Origin of the sequence: Sphingomonas asaccharolytica NBRC 15499 (genome assembly GCF_001598355.1) — a bacterium.
Classification (GTDB): domain Bacteria; phylum Pseudomonadota; class Alphaproteobacteria; order Sphingomonadales; family Sphingomonadaceae; genus Sphingomonas; species Sphingomonas asaccharolytica.
The window spans coordinates 26,263-40,103 of record NZ_BCYU01000017.1 but is presented as its reverse complement, the minus strand read 5'-3'; the positions used below and the strand labels follow the sequence as shown (position 1 = coordinate 40,103).

Sequence of the window (13,841 nt, the reverse complement as noted above, 5' to 3'; positions counted from 1 at the left end):
TCCGAGCCCTTACCCTCACGTGACGACCCACTTACCAGAAGATGTCGTAAACCGTGTCGACCACTTCGCCCGTATAGATGTCCACGAGCAGGGCGTCGTTGTAATAGCGCACCCAGCGATACGGCCCGTCGACCTCCGGCAGTCGATAATCATACGGGTCGTCGATCCAATAGCTCTGATTGAACAGGAGCGAGTCGAGGATCACGCCGGTCGAGAAGCGACGATAGCCGTAGCTCCAGCCGTAAGGCGCATAATAACGCGGCAGCCGATAGGCGTTGCGGTTGGACGACCGGTAATGCTGCCAGTCATAGCGGTTGTCGTTGCGCCATCCGCGATTCCAGCTGCCGCCGCGATCGTTTCCGCGCCAGCGATTGTCGCCGCCGCGCCAGTTGTTGCCGTTCCAGCTGCGGTTGTCGCCGCGATTGCCCTGCCAGTTACGGTCCTGGCGATTGTCGCCGCCGCTCCAATTACGACCGTCCCGATTGTCGGTACCGCCGCGATTGCGCCAGTCACGATTGCCGTCGCCGCCGCGGTTGCGCCAGTCGCGATTGCCGTCGCGTTGGCCCTCCAGGCGCGGAGCGGGAGCCGGGGTCACGGCCCCTCCATTGCCGTCGCGCTGGCCGCGATAGCCACGCCAGCCGCCATTGTCGCCGCCCCAGCGGCCGCCGCCGCGTGCTTGCGGATTGGCATTGGGAACGGCAGGCGTGGTCGCCCCGCCATTGCCACCGCGCCAACCGCCATTGCCGCCGCCGTTCCACCGGGGAGCCGGAGCGGGGGCAGGCGCCGGGGCCGGCGTCGGAGACGCGGTACCGCCATTGTTGCGGCCGCCATTGCCGCCATTATTGCCGCGCCAGCCGCCATGGTCGCCGCGCGATTGATTCGAGTTCGCGCCGGCATCGCCGCCGCGACCGCGCCAGCCGCGATCCTGCGCCGAGGCGATCGCGGGCGTCATTGCCGCCGCGGCCATCAGCGCGATGAGAATAGTCTTGCGCATTAAATTTCTCCACTCGCCGGCGCACATGCCGGCCCAACGATAGTCGGGTTCTAGGCGAGTCGCACTGATCCTTTCCTGAATTGGTCTGACAGCCAAATGAAAGAATTGGCTAGGGCGTCGGGGTCAGCGCGGGCACGACCCGGGCCGCGTCTTTCGGATCGATTCCCGGTCGCGGTCCGGTCGCGACGGTGTCGTCGCCGCGCTGGATGCGCCCCGCGCGCTGGATCGCCTCGACCAATCGGGGATAGACGCCGCAGCGACAGATATTGGCGATGCTCTGGCGGATCTGCTCCTCCGACGGCCGCGGATTGTTCCTGAGCAACACCGACGCGGCCATGATCATCCCCGGGATGCAGAACCCGCACTGGCTGACATTCTCGGCGAGGAACGCCACTTGGATCGGATGGCTGCGGTCGTGCGACAAGCCTTCGATGGTGGTGACGACACTGCCTTCGATCGATCCGATCGGCACCAGGCACGATTTCTTCGCCGCGCCGTCGATGTCGACGATGCACGCGCCGCAATGTCCGGTGCCGCAACCATATTTGGTCCCGGTCAGGTTGGACGCGTCGCGCAATGCCCACAGCAAAGGCGTTGCGGGGTCCATGCGGTATTCGACCGGCTGATTGTTGACGGTGAACTTGGTCACGCACGAAATGTAGGCGGAAACGCGCCGTTTCCGCCAGCGGCATTGTTGCGCGGCCGGGCGGGGGCGATATCCCCTCGATGACTTTACCCTCTTTGTTCATTCCGCACGGCGGCGGCCCTTGCTTCTTCATGGATCCCGACGGTGGCCCGTCGGATCCGATGTGGCAGCCGATGGAGCGCTATCTCGCCGGGCTGATCGACAGCCTGCCCGAACGGCCGCGCGCGATCCTGCTGGTGTCGGGTCACTGGGAAGAGGACGAGATAACGGTCCATACCGGCGCGCGGCCCGAGCTGTTGTTCGACTATTACGGCTTTCCCGAACACACCTATCATCTGCGCTGGGACGCGCCGGGGGCGCCGGATGTTGCACAACGCGCGGCGTCCTTGTTGCGCGACGCAGGTTTCGCAACGCGCGAGGAAAATACGCGCGGCTGGGACCACGGCGTCTTCGTTCCGATGAAGGTCGCGGTGCCGGATGCGGACATTCCCCTCGCGCAGATATCGCTGCGGGCCGATCTCGATCCCACCGACCATATCGCGATCGGTCGCGCGCTCGCACCGTTGCGCGACGAAGGCGTGCTGATTATCGGGTCTGGAATGAGCTTCCACAATCTGCGCGCGCGCGGTTCGGCGGCAGTCGCGCCGTCGGCTGAATGGGACGCAGCGTTGACGGAGGCGGTGACGGACCCTGACCCGACGCGCCGTGCGGAACGGGTCGTTGGGTGGCGGACGCTGCCGCATGCGCAATTCGCCCATCCGCGCGAGGAACATCTCTTGCCGCTGATGGTGGCATTGGGCGCAGGCGGCGACGGACAAGCGGTGCGCGACCATACCAGCAACGTGCTCGGCTGGGCCGTTTCGGGCTACCGCTTCGGTTGAGAGCGTTCTCAACTCTGTTCACTAGGCGATTGCGGTCGCCGCCCAGCTAGGCCATCAAGGCGCTCCAAACCGGTTTCAGACCGGACCCCAGGGAGAGTGCTTTTCATGGTTATGGACACGAGCGCGCCGGCGACGGGCGACACGCATCAGGGGGTGAACGCACCCGGCCTGCAGGTGTTCGTCTTCGCGTTGTTCTTCATCTTCGGCGGCATCACCAGCCTGAACGATGTCATCATCCCGAAGCTGAAAGAGCTGTTCACGCTCAATTACACGCAGGCGATGCTGGTGCAGTTCTGCTTCTTCACCGCCTATGCCGTGATCGGCATTCCGGGCGCGATGCTGGTCAAACGGATCGGTTATATGCGCGGCGCGGCGGCCGGGTTGCTGACGATGATGGTGGGCTGCCTATTATTCATCCCTGCGTCCAGCACCGCTACATATGCCCTCTTCCTGTTCGCGCTGTTCGTGCTCGCAACGGGCGTCGTGCTCGTCCAGATTGTGGCGAACCCGCTGATCACCTTGCTCGGAAAACCGGAAACGGCGTCGAGCCGGCTTACCTTCGCGCAGGCGTTCAATTCACTGGGGACGACGATCTTTCCGATCGTGGGTGCGATCCTGATTCTCGGAAGCCTCACCAAAGTCAGCGCCGCGGACCTCTCGGGCCCAGCGCTCGATGCTTATCGCACCGCCGAAAGCCAGGCGATCGTCCACGGCTATCTTGGGCTGGCGGTAGCGTTGGCGATCGTCGCCGCGGTCGTGTGGATGTTCCGCAACAAGCTGAAGGGCGAAGCGCATCAGACCGGTGGAGGGTTCGCCGGCATCGATCTGCTTGCGCGTCCGCGCTTCGCTTTCGGCGCGCTGTGTATCTTCCTCTATGTCGGTGCCGAGGTTTCGATCGGATCGCTGATCGTCAATTATCTCAAGCAGTCCAGCGTGATGGGCTTGTCCACCGAATCGGCGGGCAAGTTGATCTTCGTCTATTGGTTGTGCGCGATGATCGGTCGCTTCATTGGCGCGGTGGTGTTGCGGTTGGTCAGCCCGGGCAAAGTCTTGGCCGGCGTGGCGGTCGGCGCGATCGCGCTGCTCCTGGTATCGACGCACACGACGGGCACGACGTCAGGGTACAGCTTGTTGCTGATCGGCCTGATGAACTCGATCATGTTTCCGACGATCTTCACGCTCGCCTGCGAAAAGCTGGGTGCAAGGGCGGCTGACGGCTCGGGGATCATCAATGTCGCGATTTTCGGCGGCGCGGTGCTGCCGGTCGCGACTGGTTTTCTCGCCGACACGACGGGCAGCCTTGCGCTGGCGCTGATCCTGCCGGGCGTCTGCTATGCGATCATTACCGCGTTCGGCATCTATGCGCGCAATCCCGCGCAGGATTATGCTGACGCCTGATTAGGTCGAAAATAGGGGCCGGCGATGCGAGCAGGAATGTCCTTGGCGATCGTGATGTCGATGATCGCGCCTGCGGCCATCGCGGCACCGGCGGATCTGCCGCTGGCCGGCGCGAACAGCAGCAAGGCGACAACGCTGCGACGCGGGCAATCTGCCCGCGTCGAGCTGCAGACCAATGCCAGCACGGGCTATACGTGGAAGGTCGACGCCGATCGCGGTGTCAGCGTCACGCTCGTCACAACGGTCGCCACACGACCCGGCATGGTAGGTGCGCCGTCGCTCGCGACTTATCGCATCATCGGCACCAGGCGAGGCACGTACCGGATCGTGTTCCGGTACATGCGACCCTGGGAAGGAAAAGCGGTCCGGACGCTGACGTACATCGTCCGGATCGTCTGATCCTCCGTCCGCCGATGCTCAAGCCGGCTTGGCGCCCGGCGTTCCGCATTTCACGAAATGGCCCTTCGCGTTGCGGCATTTGCCGGTGGCGGCGGGCTTGGGCTTGGGACAGGCGATGAAGTGACCTTTGGCGTCACGGCACCGGTTGGCGGCCATCGATGGCGTCGCGACCATCGCGACAGCGGCAAGCGCGAAAGCGATCCGTAGCATAAACGACTTCTCCTGCCCCCATGAGTGGGAGGCTGAGACTGCGCCCGATGCCGACCGTGCGCAAGTAGGACGAGCAGACTCTAGAACGCCGCGATGCCGGTGATCGCGCGGCCGAGGATCAGCGCATGGACGTCGTGCGCGCCTTCATAGGTATTGACCGTCTCCAGATTCATCAGGTGGCGCATCACCTGATATTCGCCCGAAATGCCGTTGCCGCCATGCATGTCGCGGCTCATCCGCGCGATATCGAGCGCCTTGCCTACGTTGTTGCGCTTGACGATCGAGATCATCTCGGGCGCGAACTTGCCCTCGTCCATCAGCCGCCCGACACGCAGCGACGCCTGCAGCCCGAGCGCGATCTCGGTCTCCATGTCGGCGAGTTTCTTCTGGAACAACTGGTTGGCGGCGAGCGGCTTGTCGAACTGCCTGCGGTCGAGTCCGTATTGACGGGCGGCATACATGCAGAATTCAGCGGCGCCGAGCGACCCCCAACTGATCCCGTAGCGGGCGCGGTTGAGGCAGCCGAACGGTCCCTTCAGCCCCTGAACCTCGGGCAGTAGCGCATCTTCGCCGACCTCGACCTCATCCATCATCACCATGCCGGTGATCGACGCGCGCAGGCTCAATTTGCCCTCGATCTTGGGCGCGCTGAGGCCTTTCATGCCCTTTTCGAGCACGAAGCCGCGAATGCCGCCGCCATGCGCGTCGGACTTGGCCCAGATCACGAACACGTCGGCGATCGGCGAATTGGAAATCCAGGTCTTGGCGCCCGACAAAGAATAACCGCCAGCGGTCTTGGTCGCCCGCGTCGTCATGCCACCCGGGTCGGAGCCCGCATCGGGCTCGGTCAGGCCGAAACAGCCGATCCACGCGCCGCTCGCCAGCTTGGGCAGATACTTATGCTTCTGCTCCTCCGAGCCGTAAGCGTAGATCGGGTACATGACGAGGCTCGACTGGACGCTCATCATCGATCGATAGCCGGAGTCGATCCGCTCGACCTCGCGAGCGACCAGGCCGTAGGACACGTAATTCGCGCCGACGCCGCCATATTCCTCCGGGATCGTCGGTCCCAGCAGACCTAGCGCGCCCATCTCGCGGAAAATCTCCGTGTCGGTGGTCTCGTTGGCGAAGGCGTCGATGATGCGCGGTGCGAGCTTGTCCTGGGCATAAGCGCGCGCGGTATCGCGGATCATCCGTTCGTCCTCGCTCAACTGGTCGTCGAGCAGGAACGGATCTGCCCAATCGAAATGCGCCATGCCAGCCATGATAATCTCCTCGTCTCCCACCGCATTGTCCCGCCCGGCGGCTTGAGGCAAGGGGGTGACATGAGCTTTCGTCCCCGCCGCAGCGCGCTGTTCCTGCCCGCGAGCAATCCGCGCGCGATCGAAAAGGCGAGGGGACTCGCCGCCGACGTCGTAATCCTCGACCTGGAGGATGCCGTCGCGCCGGACGCGAAAACTACGGCGCGCGAGGCGGCGATAACGGCAGCCGGCCAAGGGTTCGGGACGCGCGAAGTGGTGATCCGGGTGAACGGCCTCGACACCGAATGGGGCGCGGCGGACCTGGCGGCGGTGCGGGGGCCGGGGGCTACCGCGTTGGTGCCCAAGATACGCAATGCGGGCGACATCCGAACATGCCGCGATCATCTCGGTTCCGAAACGCCGCTCTGGGTAATGATCGAGACGTGCGAGGCGCTGGGCCGGTTGCAGGATATCGCCGAGGCCGATGTGCAGGGATTCGTGCTTGGCGTGAACGATCTGGCGCTCGAGCTCGGCGCGCGGCCGGGATCGGATCGCGCCTGGCTGGCGCCGGTCCAGGCAATCATGCTGGCGGCGGCGCGGTCGCGCGGGCTGGTCGCGCTCGATGGCGTTTGCAACGACTTTTCGGACGACGCACGGCTCGATGCCGAATGCGGGGCAGCGGCGGCGATGGGATATGACGGCAAGTCTCTGATCCATCCCCGCCAGATCGACATCTGCAATGCCGCTTTCGGTCCGGATGCTGCGGCGATCGAATGGGCGACGCGCGTACGCGACGCGTTCGCCAATAAAGATGGTGGGGTGATCCAGGTCGACGGCAAGATGGTGGAAGCGCTGCACCTCGTTCAGGCGGAGCGGATTTTGGGGATGGTGTCGTGAGAATAGCAGGCGTCGAGCTCGGCGGAACCAAGTGCGTGTGCGTATTGTCGCAGGACGGCGCTACCATCGTCGAGGCGCGGCGGGTCGACACGACCGATCCTGACACGACGATGGCGGCGATAGAGGAAGCGCTCGACCAATGGCGTGGGTTCGATACGATCGGCATTGCGAGCTTCGGGCCGATCGGGATCGACACCACTGCCGCCAGCTTTGGCCATATCACCGCGACGACCAAGCCGGGCTGGGCCAACACCGATGTCGCGGGGCGATTGCGGCGCCGCTACAATGTGCCCATTGCCTTCCACACCGATGTTGTTGGCGCCGGCCTGGCCGAGGGCCAGTGGGGCGCTGCCAGGGGACTGCGCGACCACGCTTATATCACTATCGGCACCGGCGTGGGCGTCGGCTTGATCAGCCAGGATAAGCCGGTGGTCGGTCTGACTCACCAGGAATTGGGCCATGTCCGTCCGGTGCGGATGGCCGGCGACGATTGGCCGGGCATATGTTCGTTTCACGGCGATTGCGTCGAGGGATTGGCGTCGGGTCCAGCGATCAAGGCACGCGCCGGCGTTGCCGCCAACGAGATTGCCGAGCATTCGCCGATCTGGCCGCAGATCGCGCATCCGATCGCGCAGCTTTGTCATACCCTGGTGCTGACCGGCATTCCGCGCCGGATCGTCTTCGGTGGTGGCGTGGCGCTCGGCGTGCCCTGGCTACTGCCGATGGTGCGCCGGATGCTGGATGAAAGTCTGGGCAGTTATGGCGATCGCTCGCTGCTCGGCGATCTCGACGCCTATGTAGTCCCGGCGGCATTGGGCGCCGAAGCCGGGCCACTCGGCGCGATCCTGCTGGGGCAGCACGCGCTCACATAGAAAAGATCGTTTACGGCGCCTTAACCTCGTCCGCTTACGCCTCCTCAATGACCTTGGGACGTCGTGTACGTCCCGCCAAGCGAGGGACTGCGCGCGGTGCGAATTCTGATCGTCGACGACGAACCGGCAATGCATGATTCCTACCGGCACTGCTTTGAGCCGGTGGTAACCAATCATGACGCGTTGAGCGACATGGCCGTTGAGCTGTTCGGCGACGCGACCGTGCCAGTGGCGGAGCCAGCCGGCGCGGCGTTTGACACCGTTCATTGCAATCAGGGCCTCGACGCGGTCGCGGCGATCGAGGACGCGATCGCCGACGGTAATCCGTTCGCGGTCGCCTTTATCGACATCCGCATGCCGCCGGGGATCGACGGCAAGGAAACCGCGACGCGCATCCGCGCGCTCGATCCCGACATCAATCTCGTCATCGTCACCGGCTTTTCAGATTTCTCGCCGATCGAGATCTCGAAGGCGGCGGGGCCAGTCGACAAGATTTTCTACATCGCCAAACCGTTCGAGATCGCTGAGGTCGTGCAAACCGCGACCGCGCTTTCGCACCGCTGGCAGGCGGATCGCGAACTCGCCGCGGCAATGGCGAAGCTCGAGGAGCAAGCGGTCGAACTCGCCGCCAACGAATCGAAGGCGCTGCACATGGCGACGCACGATTCGCTGACCGAGGCGCCCAATCGGCTCGCCTTCCTGAAAGCGCTGACCGACAAGGCGCGCAGCGGCGGAATGTTTGCGGCGGCGATGATCGATCTCGATCGTTTCAAGATCGTCAACGACACGCTGGGACATCTTGCCGGCGATGAGCTGATCCGCGCGATCTACGCGATCCTGCAGCAATCGGCCCCGCCGAGCGCGATTGTCGCGCGGCTGGGCGGCGACGAGTTCGGCATCTTGTTCGACACGCTCGGCGAACAGGCCGCGGTCATGGCTTGCGACCATATCATCGCCGCCTGCACCTCCAGCTTTCGGATCATCGGTCATTCGGTCCAGGCATCGGCTTCGATCGGTCTTGCGATCGCCGAAGTTGACGGCAATCGCGATCCGACGGATGTCATGCGCAAGGCCGATCTCGCGCTCAACGACGCCAAGAAATCGGGTCGCGGTGTGGTTCGCGCCTTTAATGACGGCATGGACGAAAGCGTCCGCTTCCGCCGCCGCATCGAAGGTGGGTTGGGCCAGGCGATCGAACGCGGCGAACTGAGCCTCGCTTATCAGCCGATCGTCGCGGGTCACGATATGGAAGTCGTCGGGTTCGAAGCGCTGCTGCGCTGGAACACTGCCGAATTCGGGCCGATCAGCCCAGCCTTGTTCATCCCCATCGCCGAAGAGTCGAACCTGATCCACGAACTGGGCGACTGGGTGCTCGACGAGGCATTGAAGGTGCTCGACCAATGGCCGGGCCAATATGTCTCGGTCAATTTCAGTCCGCGCCAGTTCCGCCGCCTGAACTTCGTCGGCCATGTCGTCGAACGCGTGATGCGCGCGGGGATTGCACCGGCCCGCGTCCAAATCGAGATCACCGAAACCGCGATCTTCGACAATGCCGAACGCGCCGCCGAGACGCTCTACAAATTGCGCCAGATGGGATTCCGCATCGCGCTCGACGATTTCGGTACCGGCTATTCGTCGCTCTACAATATCCGCAAGTTCGCGCTCGATTGTCTGAAGATCGACAAGAGCTTCATCGACGGCATGGGCCGCGAGCGCGAATCCGCCGCGATCGTCCAGTCGATCGTCCATCTCGGTCACGCGCTGGGATTGGGCGTGGTGGCGGAAGGCGTGGAGACCGAGGCGCAGGTCCAGGCGCTTCGCCTTGCCGGCGCGAGCCATTTGCAGGGCTATTATTTCTCACGGCCGGTCCCGGCCGATATCGCACGCCAGATCGCGCAGGAGCGCTATATCGGCGGCGAGGACGATCTCGACGGCGACGAATTCGCGATCCGGGCGGGCGACGGGACCAACGGCTGATGGTCCGGCTGCGCGCCGCGACCGGGCGCCGATTGTCGTTCGCATCGCTCGGCGGCAAGCTGCTCCTGATCCTCGCATCGGTTGGGTTGCTCGGCTCGATCGCGCTGACGGTGCTGCTGGCCCTGGTTATCACCCCCAGCTTCAACGCGCTCGAACGCCAGGCGATCGACGGCCATGTCCAGCGGACGCGCGCCGCGCTCGGCGACTTCGCGGCCAAGGTCGAGAGCTCGGTGCGCGATTATGGCGACTGGAATGCCAGCTACGACTACATCGTCAAGCCGACCCGCGCGTTCGAGCAGGAGAGTTTCTCCCCGCTGGCGATGGCCAATCTCGACGTCGACGCCATGGCCTATCTGCGCCCCGATCGCGGCTTGGTGATCGCGCGCTGGATCGATCCGCGCACCGGCCGGGAGAATGATGGGCTACGCGACGCGATGGTCGCGGCGATCCGCCATATCCCACTCGACAGCGCGATGAAGGGCAGCAATTCGGGCCATTTCTATATTCGCCTTGGCAAGATCGTGGCGGCGGTCGGTGTCGCCAAGGTCAGGAAAAGCGACGGCAGCGGCACGCCGCGCGGCTATGTCGTCATGGCGCGCCGGATCACGTCAGCGCAGCTGGCGAAATTGCTCCAGGTGCCCGCGCGCCTGGATCTCGACGGCGCGGGTGGCGACCTCGTCACCACCAGTCCCACCATGATGCAGATCGCGGTGCCGGTGACGGGAGCAGAGGGCAGGCCGGTCGCCGTCGCCAGCTTCGTGGTGCCGCGCGACGTGTCGCAACTCGGGCGTCACATGCTCTGGCTCGCGGTGCTGGGATCGACCATTTTGCTCGCGCTCGTGCTCGCGGTGCTGAGCCAGATGTTCTCGCTTCTGGTGCTCAAACCGCTCGGCCGGGTCGAGGGGCATATGCAGCGCGTTCGCAACTCCGGTTCATTGACCATATTGCCCCAGGATGCCGCGCGCCGCGATGAAATCGCCTCGCTCGGCCGCAGCTTCAACGCGATGCTGGTCCAGCTCAAGGAGCTGCGCGAACAGGTCGAGGCACAAGGTTTCGAGCTGGGCCGATCGGAGAGCGCGGTTGCGGTGATGCACAATGTGCGCAACGCGTTGAACCCGGTATCGACCATCTTGTCGACCGGGATCGGCCAAGCCGCGCCGGTCGAGCGCGCGCTGGTCGAACGCGCCTTGGCAGAACTGGTCGCCGCGGAAACCGCGCCCGAACGTCGTGAAAAACTGGCATCGTTCATCGCCGCGGCTTTCGACGCCGAGGACAGGCAGCGTGAGGACCGGATCGATCAATTGCAGGTCGGCCGCGACGCGATGCGCCAGGTGTTGGAGATCATCGGCGCGCAACAACAGCTCGCGCACGAGCGGCCGCCGCTCGAAGAATGCGATGCGACGCAGATCATCGCGCAGAATGCGACGATCGCGCGACATTCCGGGAATGGCGCGTCGATCGCGTTCAACTTCCCGGCGAAGAAACATGAGGTGATGGCCAACCGCGTGCTGTTGAGTCAGGTTGTCGGAAATCTGTTCTCCAACGCCGCCGAAGCGATCTCCGCGGCGGGCGGGTCCGGCAGCATCAACGTGACGATCTCCGAGACAAATGACGGTCGGGTCGAAATTTCGATCCACGATACGGGTGAGGGGTTCGATCCGGGCGGGACGCAACAATTGTTCCAGCGCGGGTTTTCGACCCGCCAGCACAAATCGGGTGGATTTGGCCTGCATTGGTGCGCCAATTCGGTGACCGCAATGGAAGGCTCGTTGAGCCTCGAAAGCCATGGCGTCGGCCGCGGCGCGACCGCGCGATTGGTGCTGCAAGCGCCGGCACGTGAAGCAACGAAGACCGATCTCGCCGCCTGACGGCGCTTGCCGCGGGGCGGAGAAGCACGGCTCGCTTACCGTTCTTATGCGTTTAGGGGCGTGAGAGGAGCACGCTGCCGACGGTTACCCGCAGACCGGCCGCGGATCGGCGGAGCTAATAAGCCGGGCGAGCACTGAGATCGACGACGCCTGCGGACGGCGTCTGCGCTGGCACAACCATCAGTATCGCGAAGATGACGGCTCAGCTCCAGCCGTATCGCCTACCCGTCTAGACCACGGGTAGGCGTAACGATCAGCCTCAGAGCGGCGACACGTGGAAATATTTGAGCAAACCCAGCACGAGCAGCAGAAGGGCGATCGCCACGATCACATTCGCGACATTGAAACTACTGCGTTCGACCACCGTGCGATCGTCGGTACGAATATCTGTCATCTGAACCTCCTACTTGCGCAATAGAACGCGATCGTAACGCCCGCGGTTCCGTTGCTGGCGGGGAGGGCTTAATTACTATCTGCCTGGAGCACGCTAACTCAGACGAGCAGGCGTTGCTGGCGCATATTGAAATGGCCCCGCATCAGGTGGAGGGCCCGGGCCAGCCGAGAGGTTTCGATCAAACCACCGAGCGATATCCGCACCGCCTGATCCGCGCCGGGCGCGACACGAAAACGGTCGCCGGCAACGACCGACAGGCCACTCGACTGCATTGCGTCGGCCAGTTCGGCGCCGTCGGGACCGGCGGGCAGCGGAAGCCAAAGATGATAACCCTGCGCATGCGCCTGATAGGGCAGGCCTTTCAGGATATCGGCAGCGATGGCCTGACGCCGCATCGCCTCGTTCCGCATCGCCTCGACTAATCGATCGTAACGGCCATCGTCGAGCCAGGTTCGCACCACGGCCGCGTTAAGCGGCGGCGCCATGATCGCGGTTTCGTGAACATCGGCGGCAAGGCGCAGCGCGCCGCCGATATCCGGCGCGCGAACATAAGCGATGCGCAATGCCGGAGAGATGGTCTTGGACACACTCGCCACATACCAGGTCCGCTCGGGCGCAAGAGCAGCGATTGGTACCGCGCGAGTGGCGCACAGGGCGCCATACACATCATCCTCGATCACCGTCAGATCGTTTGCTCGCGCCGCTTGGGCGATCGATTGACGTGTTGTGGCATCGAGCGTCACGGCGGTCGGATTGTCGTTGGTCGGCACCACATACAATGCGCGGATCCGTTCCGAGCGACAGGCTGCCGCCAAGACATCGCCGTCGATCGTCGGCAAAGGGACCAGCCGTAATCCCAACCGCGCGGCCAGCACCTTGAACCCCGAATAGACGAACCGTCCGCATGCCACCGCGTCGCCGGGACGGAGGGCCGTGTTCACGATGGCATGGAGCGCGTTTTGCGCGCCGGCGGTAACGACAATTTGATCGTCTGACACATCGGCGCCGGCGCGGGCGATCAGCCTCGCTCCAGCAGCACGGTCCGCCGTGCTTCCACCGATTGGCTGGTATTGCATCCGCAATCCCGATCCGTCCGCCAGCAACGTCGCGATGGTATCGCGCATGGCGCGGCCCAGCATATCGCCGGGTAACTCGGGCGGCATGTTCATGCCTGTATCGACCCGCGCGGCATCCTCGATCTGAGCGGGGGAAGCGCCGCGGACGAAGCTGCCGGCACGGCCATGCGCCTCGATCAGGCCGCGTCGCCGGGCGGTCTCATAAGCCCTGGTCACGGTGGTGAGGTCGACGCCAAGCCGCGCCGCGAGGTCGCGCTGTGGCGGCAAGCGATCGCCGCTACTCAAATTGCCGCGCTCGATCGCCGATCCGAGTGCATCGGCGATGGCGAGATATTTCGGCGCGCGCGCTTTGGTCAGGTCGGGCAGCCAGTCGTCAGTCATCGAAATTGCTGCCTTTGGTGCGGCCATGCAGCTGGTTCCAGAGGCGTTCGGTGCCCGCCTCCTGTGACCGGTTGACATATTGCGACGCGACCAGCCAGCCCTTGATCGGCCGCAGCGGCAACAGGCACCCCGCCACCATGATTGGGACCGACGTGACCAAATGGACCCATATCGGCGGGTTGTATGCTACTTGAATCCATACAACGACGAAGATCAGTGGCAAGGCGATCAGGCATAAGGAGAAAAAGGCGGGGCCGTCATCGGGCGCCGCAAACCGGTAGTCCAATCCGCAACATTCGCAGGTGTCACTCACTTTCAACCACGATTTGAACATGTGCCCCTTGCCGCACCGTGGGCAAAGCCCCCTCCAACCAGTTTCGATGATCCAGCGGAGCTTGTCGTTGCTATGTTGTACGGGCGGCATTTCGGGTCTCTCAGCACTATGTATGGATATGAACCCATACATAGTGCAACCCTGTCCGCAGCGCGAGACCTTTCGAACTGCAAAACGCGGACGGGCGACTGTACTCCACGCATTAGCGACGTTCCCGAGGCGGACTTGCGGGAGACGACCTCACGGCTGGTCGCGTTTAGGTCGCGATATCGG

Annotated in this window: 14 protein-coding genes; 7 read left to right on the top strand and 7 right to left on the bottom strand. The window is 64.0% G+C overall.

Annotation, left to right across the window (positions count from 1 at the left end; genetic code table 11):
* Positions 1 to 31: 31 nt before the first annotated feature.
* Together SAS01S_RS06770 and SAS01S_RS06765 are read right to left on the bottom strand one after the other, a co-directional pair.
* Positions 32 to 994: an RcnB family protein gene (locus SAS01S_RS06770; protein ID WP_066806485.1), complete on the bottom strand. Its 963-nt coding sequence runs from the start codon at positions 992 to 994 to the stop codon at positions 32 to 34.
* Positions 995 to 1,103: 109 nt separating this feature from the next.
* Positions 1,104 to 1,643, bottom strand: coding sequence for a (2Fe-2S)-binding protein (locus SAS01S_RS06765; RefSeq protein WP_066806483.1), 540 nt, complete (start codon positions 1,641 to 1,643; stop codon positions 1,104 to 1,106).
* Positions 1,644 to 1,720: 77 nt separating this feature from the next.
* Here SAS01S_RS06765 and SAS01S_RS06760 point away from each other — a divergent pair, with 77 nt between their 5' ends.
* The 3 genes from SAS01S_RS06760 to SAS01S_RS06750 all read left to right on the top strand — a co-directional run bounded on the left by SAS01S_RS06760 (position 1,721) and on the right by SAS01S_RS06750 (position 4,318).
* Positions 1,721 to 2,521, top strand: a complete 801-nt coding sequence (locus SAS01S_RS06760; RefSeq protein WP_066806481.1) for a DODA-type extradiol aromatic ring-opening family dioxygenase — start codon at positions 1,721 to 1,723, stop codon at positions 2,519 to 2,521.
* A gap of 105 nt (positions 2,522 to 2,626) precedes the next feature.
* Positions 2,627 to 3,919: a sugar MFS transporter gene (locus SAS01S_RS06755; protein ID WP_066806479.1), complete on the top strand. Its 1,293-nt coding sequence runs from the start codon at positions 2,627 to 2,629 to the stop codon at positions 3,917 to 3,919.
* Positions 3,920 to 3,970: 51 nt separating this feature from the next.
* Positions 3,971 to 4,318 (top strand): protease inhibitor I42 family protein, encoded by a 348-nt coding sequence (locus SAS01S_RS06750; protein ID WP_245656772.1) that lies wholly within the window; start codon positions 3,971 to 3,973, stop codon positions 4,316 to 4,318.
* A gap of 18 nt (positions 4,319 to 4,336) precedes the next feature.
* Here the strand turns inward: SAS01S_RS06750 and SAS01S_RS06745 are convergent, their stop codons facing one another.
* Both SAS01S_RS06745 and SAS01S_RS06740 read right to left on the bottom strand, forming a co-directional pair.
* Positions 4,337 to 4,528: a hypothetical protein gene (locus SAS01S_RS06745; protein WP_066806474.1), complete on the bottom strand. Its 192-nt coding sequence runs from the start codon at positions 4,526 to 4,528 to the stop codon at positions 4,337 to 4,339.
* An 80-nt stretch (positions 4,529 to 4,608) separates the two neighbouring features.
* Positions 4,609 to 5,793 carry an acyl-CoA dehydrogenase gene (locus SAS01S_RS06740; RefSeq protein WP_066806532.1) on the bottom strand — a complete coding sequence of 395 codons (1,185 nt, stop codon included), beginning with the start codon at positions 5,791 to 5,793 and terminating at the stop codon, positions 4,609 to 4,611.
* Between the two features lie 60 nt (positions 5,794 to 5,853).
* Here SAS01S_RS06740 and SAS01S_RS06735 point away from each other — a divergent pair, with 60 nt between their 5' ends.
* The 4 genes from SAS01S_RS06735 to SAS01S_RS06720 all read left to right on the top strand — a co-directional run bounded on the left by SAS01S_RS06735 (position 5,854) and on the right by SAS01S_RS06720 (position 11,383).
* Positions 5,854 to 6,666 (top strand): HpcH/HpaI aldolase/citrate lyase family protein, encoded by an 813-nt coding sequence (locus SAS01S_RS06735; RefSeq protein ID WP_066806471.1) that lies wholly within the window; start codon positions 5,854 to 5,856, stop codon positions 6,664 to 6,666.
* On the top strand, positions 6,663 to 7,538 hold the full coding sequence (locus tag SAS01S_RS06730; RefSeq protein WP_066806469.1) for an ROK family protein: 876 nt from the start codon (positions 6,663 to 6,665) through the stop codon (positions 7,536 to 7,538). Before SAS01S_RS06735 ends, SAS01S_RS06730 begins: the two co-directional genes overlap by 4 nt.
* Before the next feature lie 96 nt (positions 7,539 to 7,634).
* Positions 7,635 to 9,515 (top strand): GGDEF/EAL domain-containing response regulator, encoded by a 1,881-nt coding sequence (locus SAS01S_RS06725; protein WP_066806530.1) that lies wholly within the window; start codon positions 7,635 to 7,637, stop codon positions 9,513 to 9,515.
* Positions 9,515 to 11,383: a sensor histidine kinase gene (locus SAS01S_RS06720; protein WP_066806464.1), complete on the top strand. Its 1,869-nt coding sequence runs from the start codon at positions 9,515 to 9,517 to the stop codon at positions 11,381 to 11,383. The genes SAS01S_RS06725 and SAS01S_RS06720 overlap by 1 nt, the downstream gene beginning before the upstream one ends.
* 259 nt (positions 11,384 to 11,642) lie before the next feature.
* Here the strand turns inward: SAS01S_RS06720 and SAS01S_RS23235 are convergent, their stop codons facing one another.
* From SAS01S_RS23235 to SAS01S_RS06710, 3 genes are all read right to left on the bottom strand, one after another.
* Positions 11,643 to 11,777, bottom strand: a complete 135-nt coding sequence (locus tag SAS01S_RS23235) for a hypothetical protein (protein WP_281179311.1) — start codon at positions 11,775 to 11,777, stop codon at positions 11,643 to 11,645.
* Between the two features lie 98 nt (positions 11,778 to 11,875).
* A complete protein-coding gene (locus tag SAS01S_RS06715) occupies positions 11,876 to 13,234 on the bottom strand; it encodes an aminotransferase-like domain-containing protein (protein ID WP_066806462.1) in 1,359 nt (452 codons plus the stop codon).
* Positions 13,227 to 13,658 carry a DUF983 domain-containing protein gene (locus SAS01S_RS06710; protein ID WP_066806460.1) on the bottom strand — a complete coding sequence of 144 codons (432 nt, stop codon included), beginning with the start codon at positions 13,656 to 13,658 and terminating at the stop codon, positions 13,227 to 13,229. The genes SAS01S_RS06715 and SAS01S_RS06710 overlap by 8 nt, the downstream gene beginning before the upstream one ends.
* Between the last annotated feature and the right edge of the window lie 183 nt (positions 13,659 to 13,841).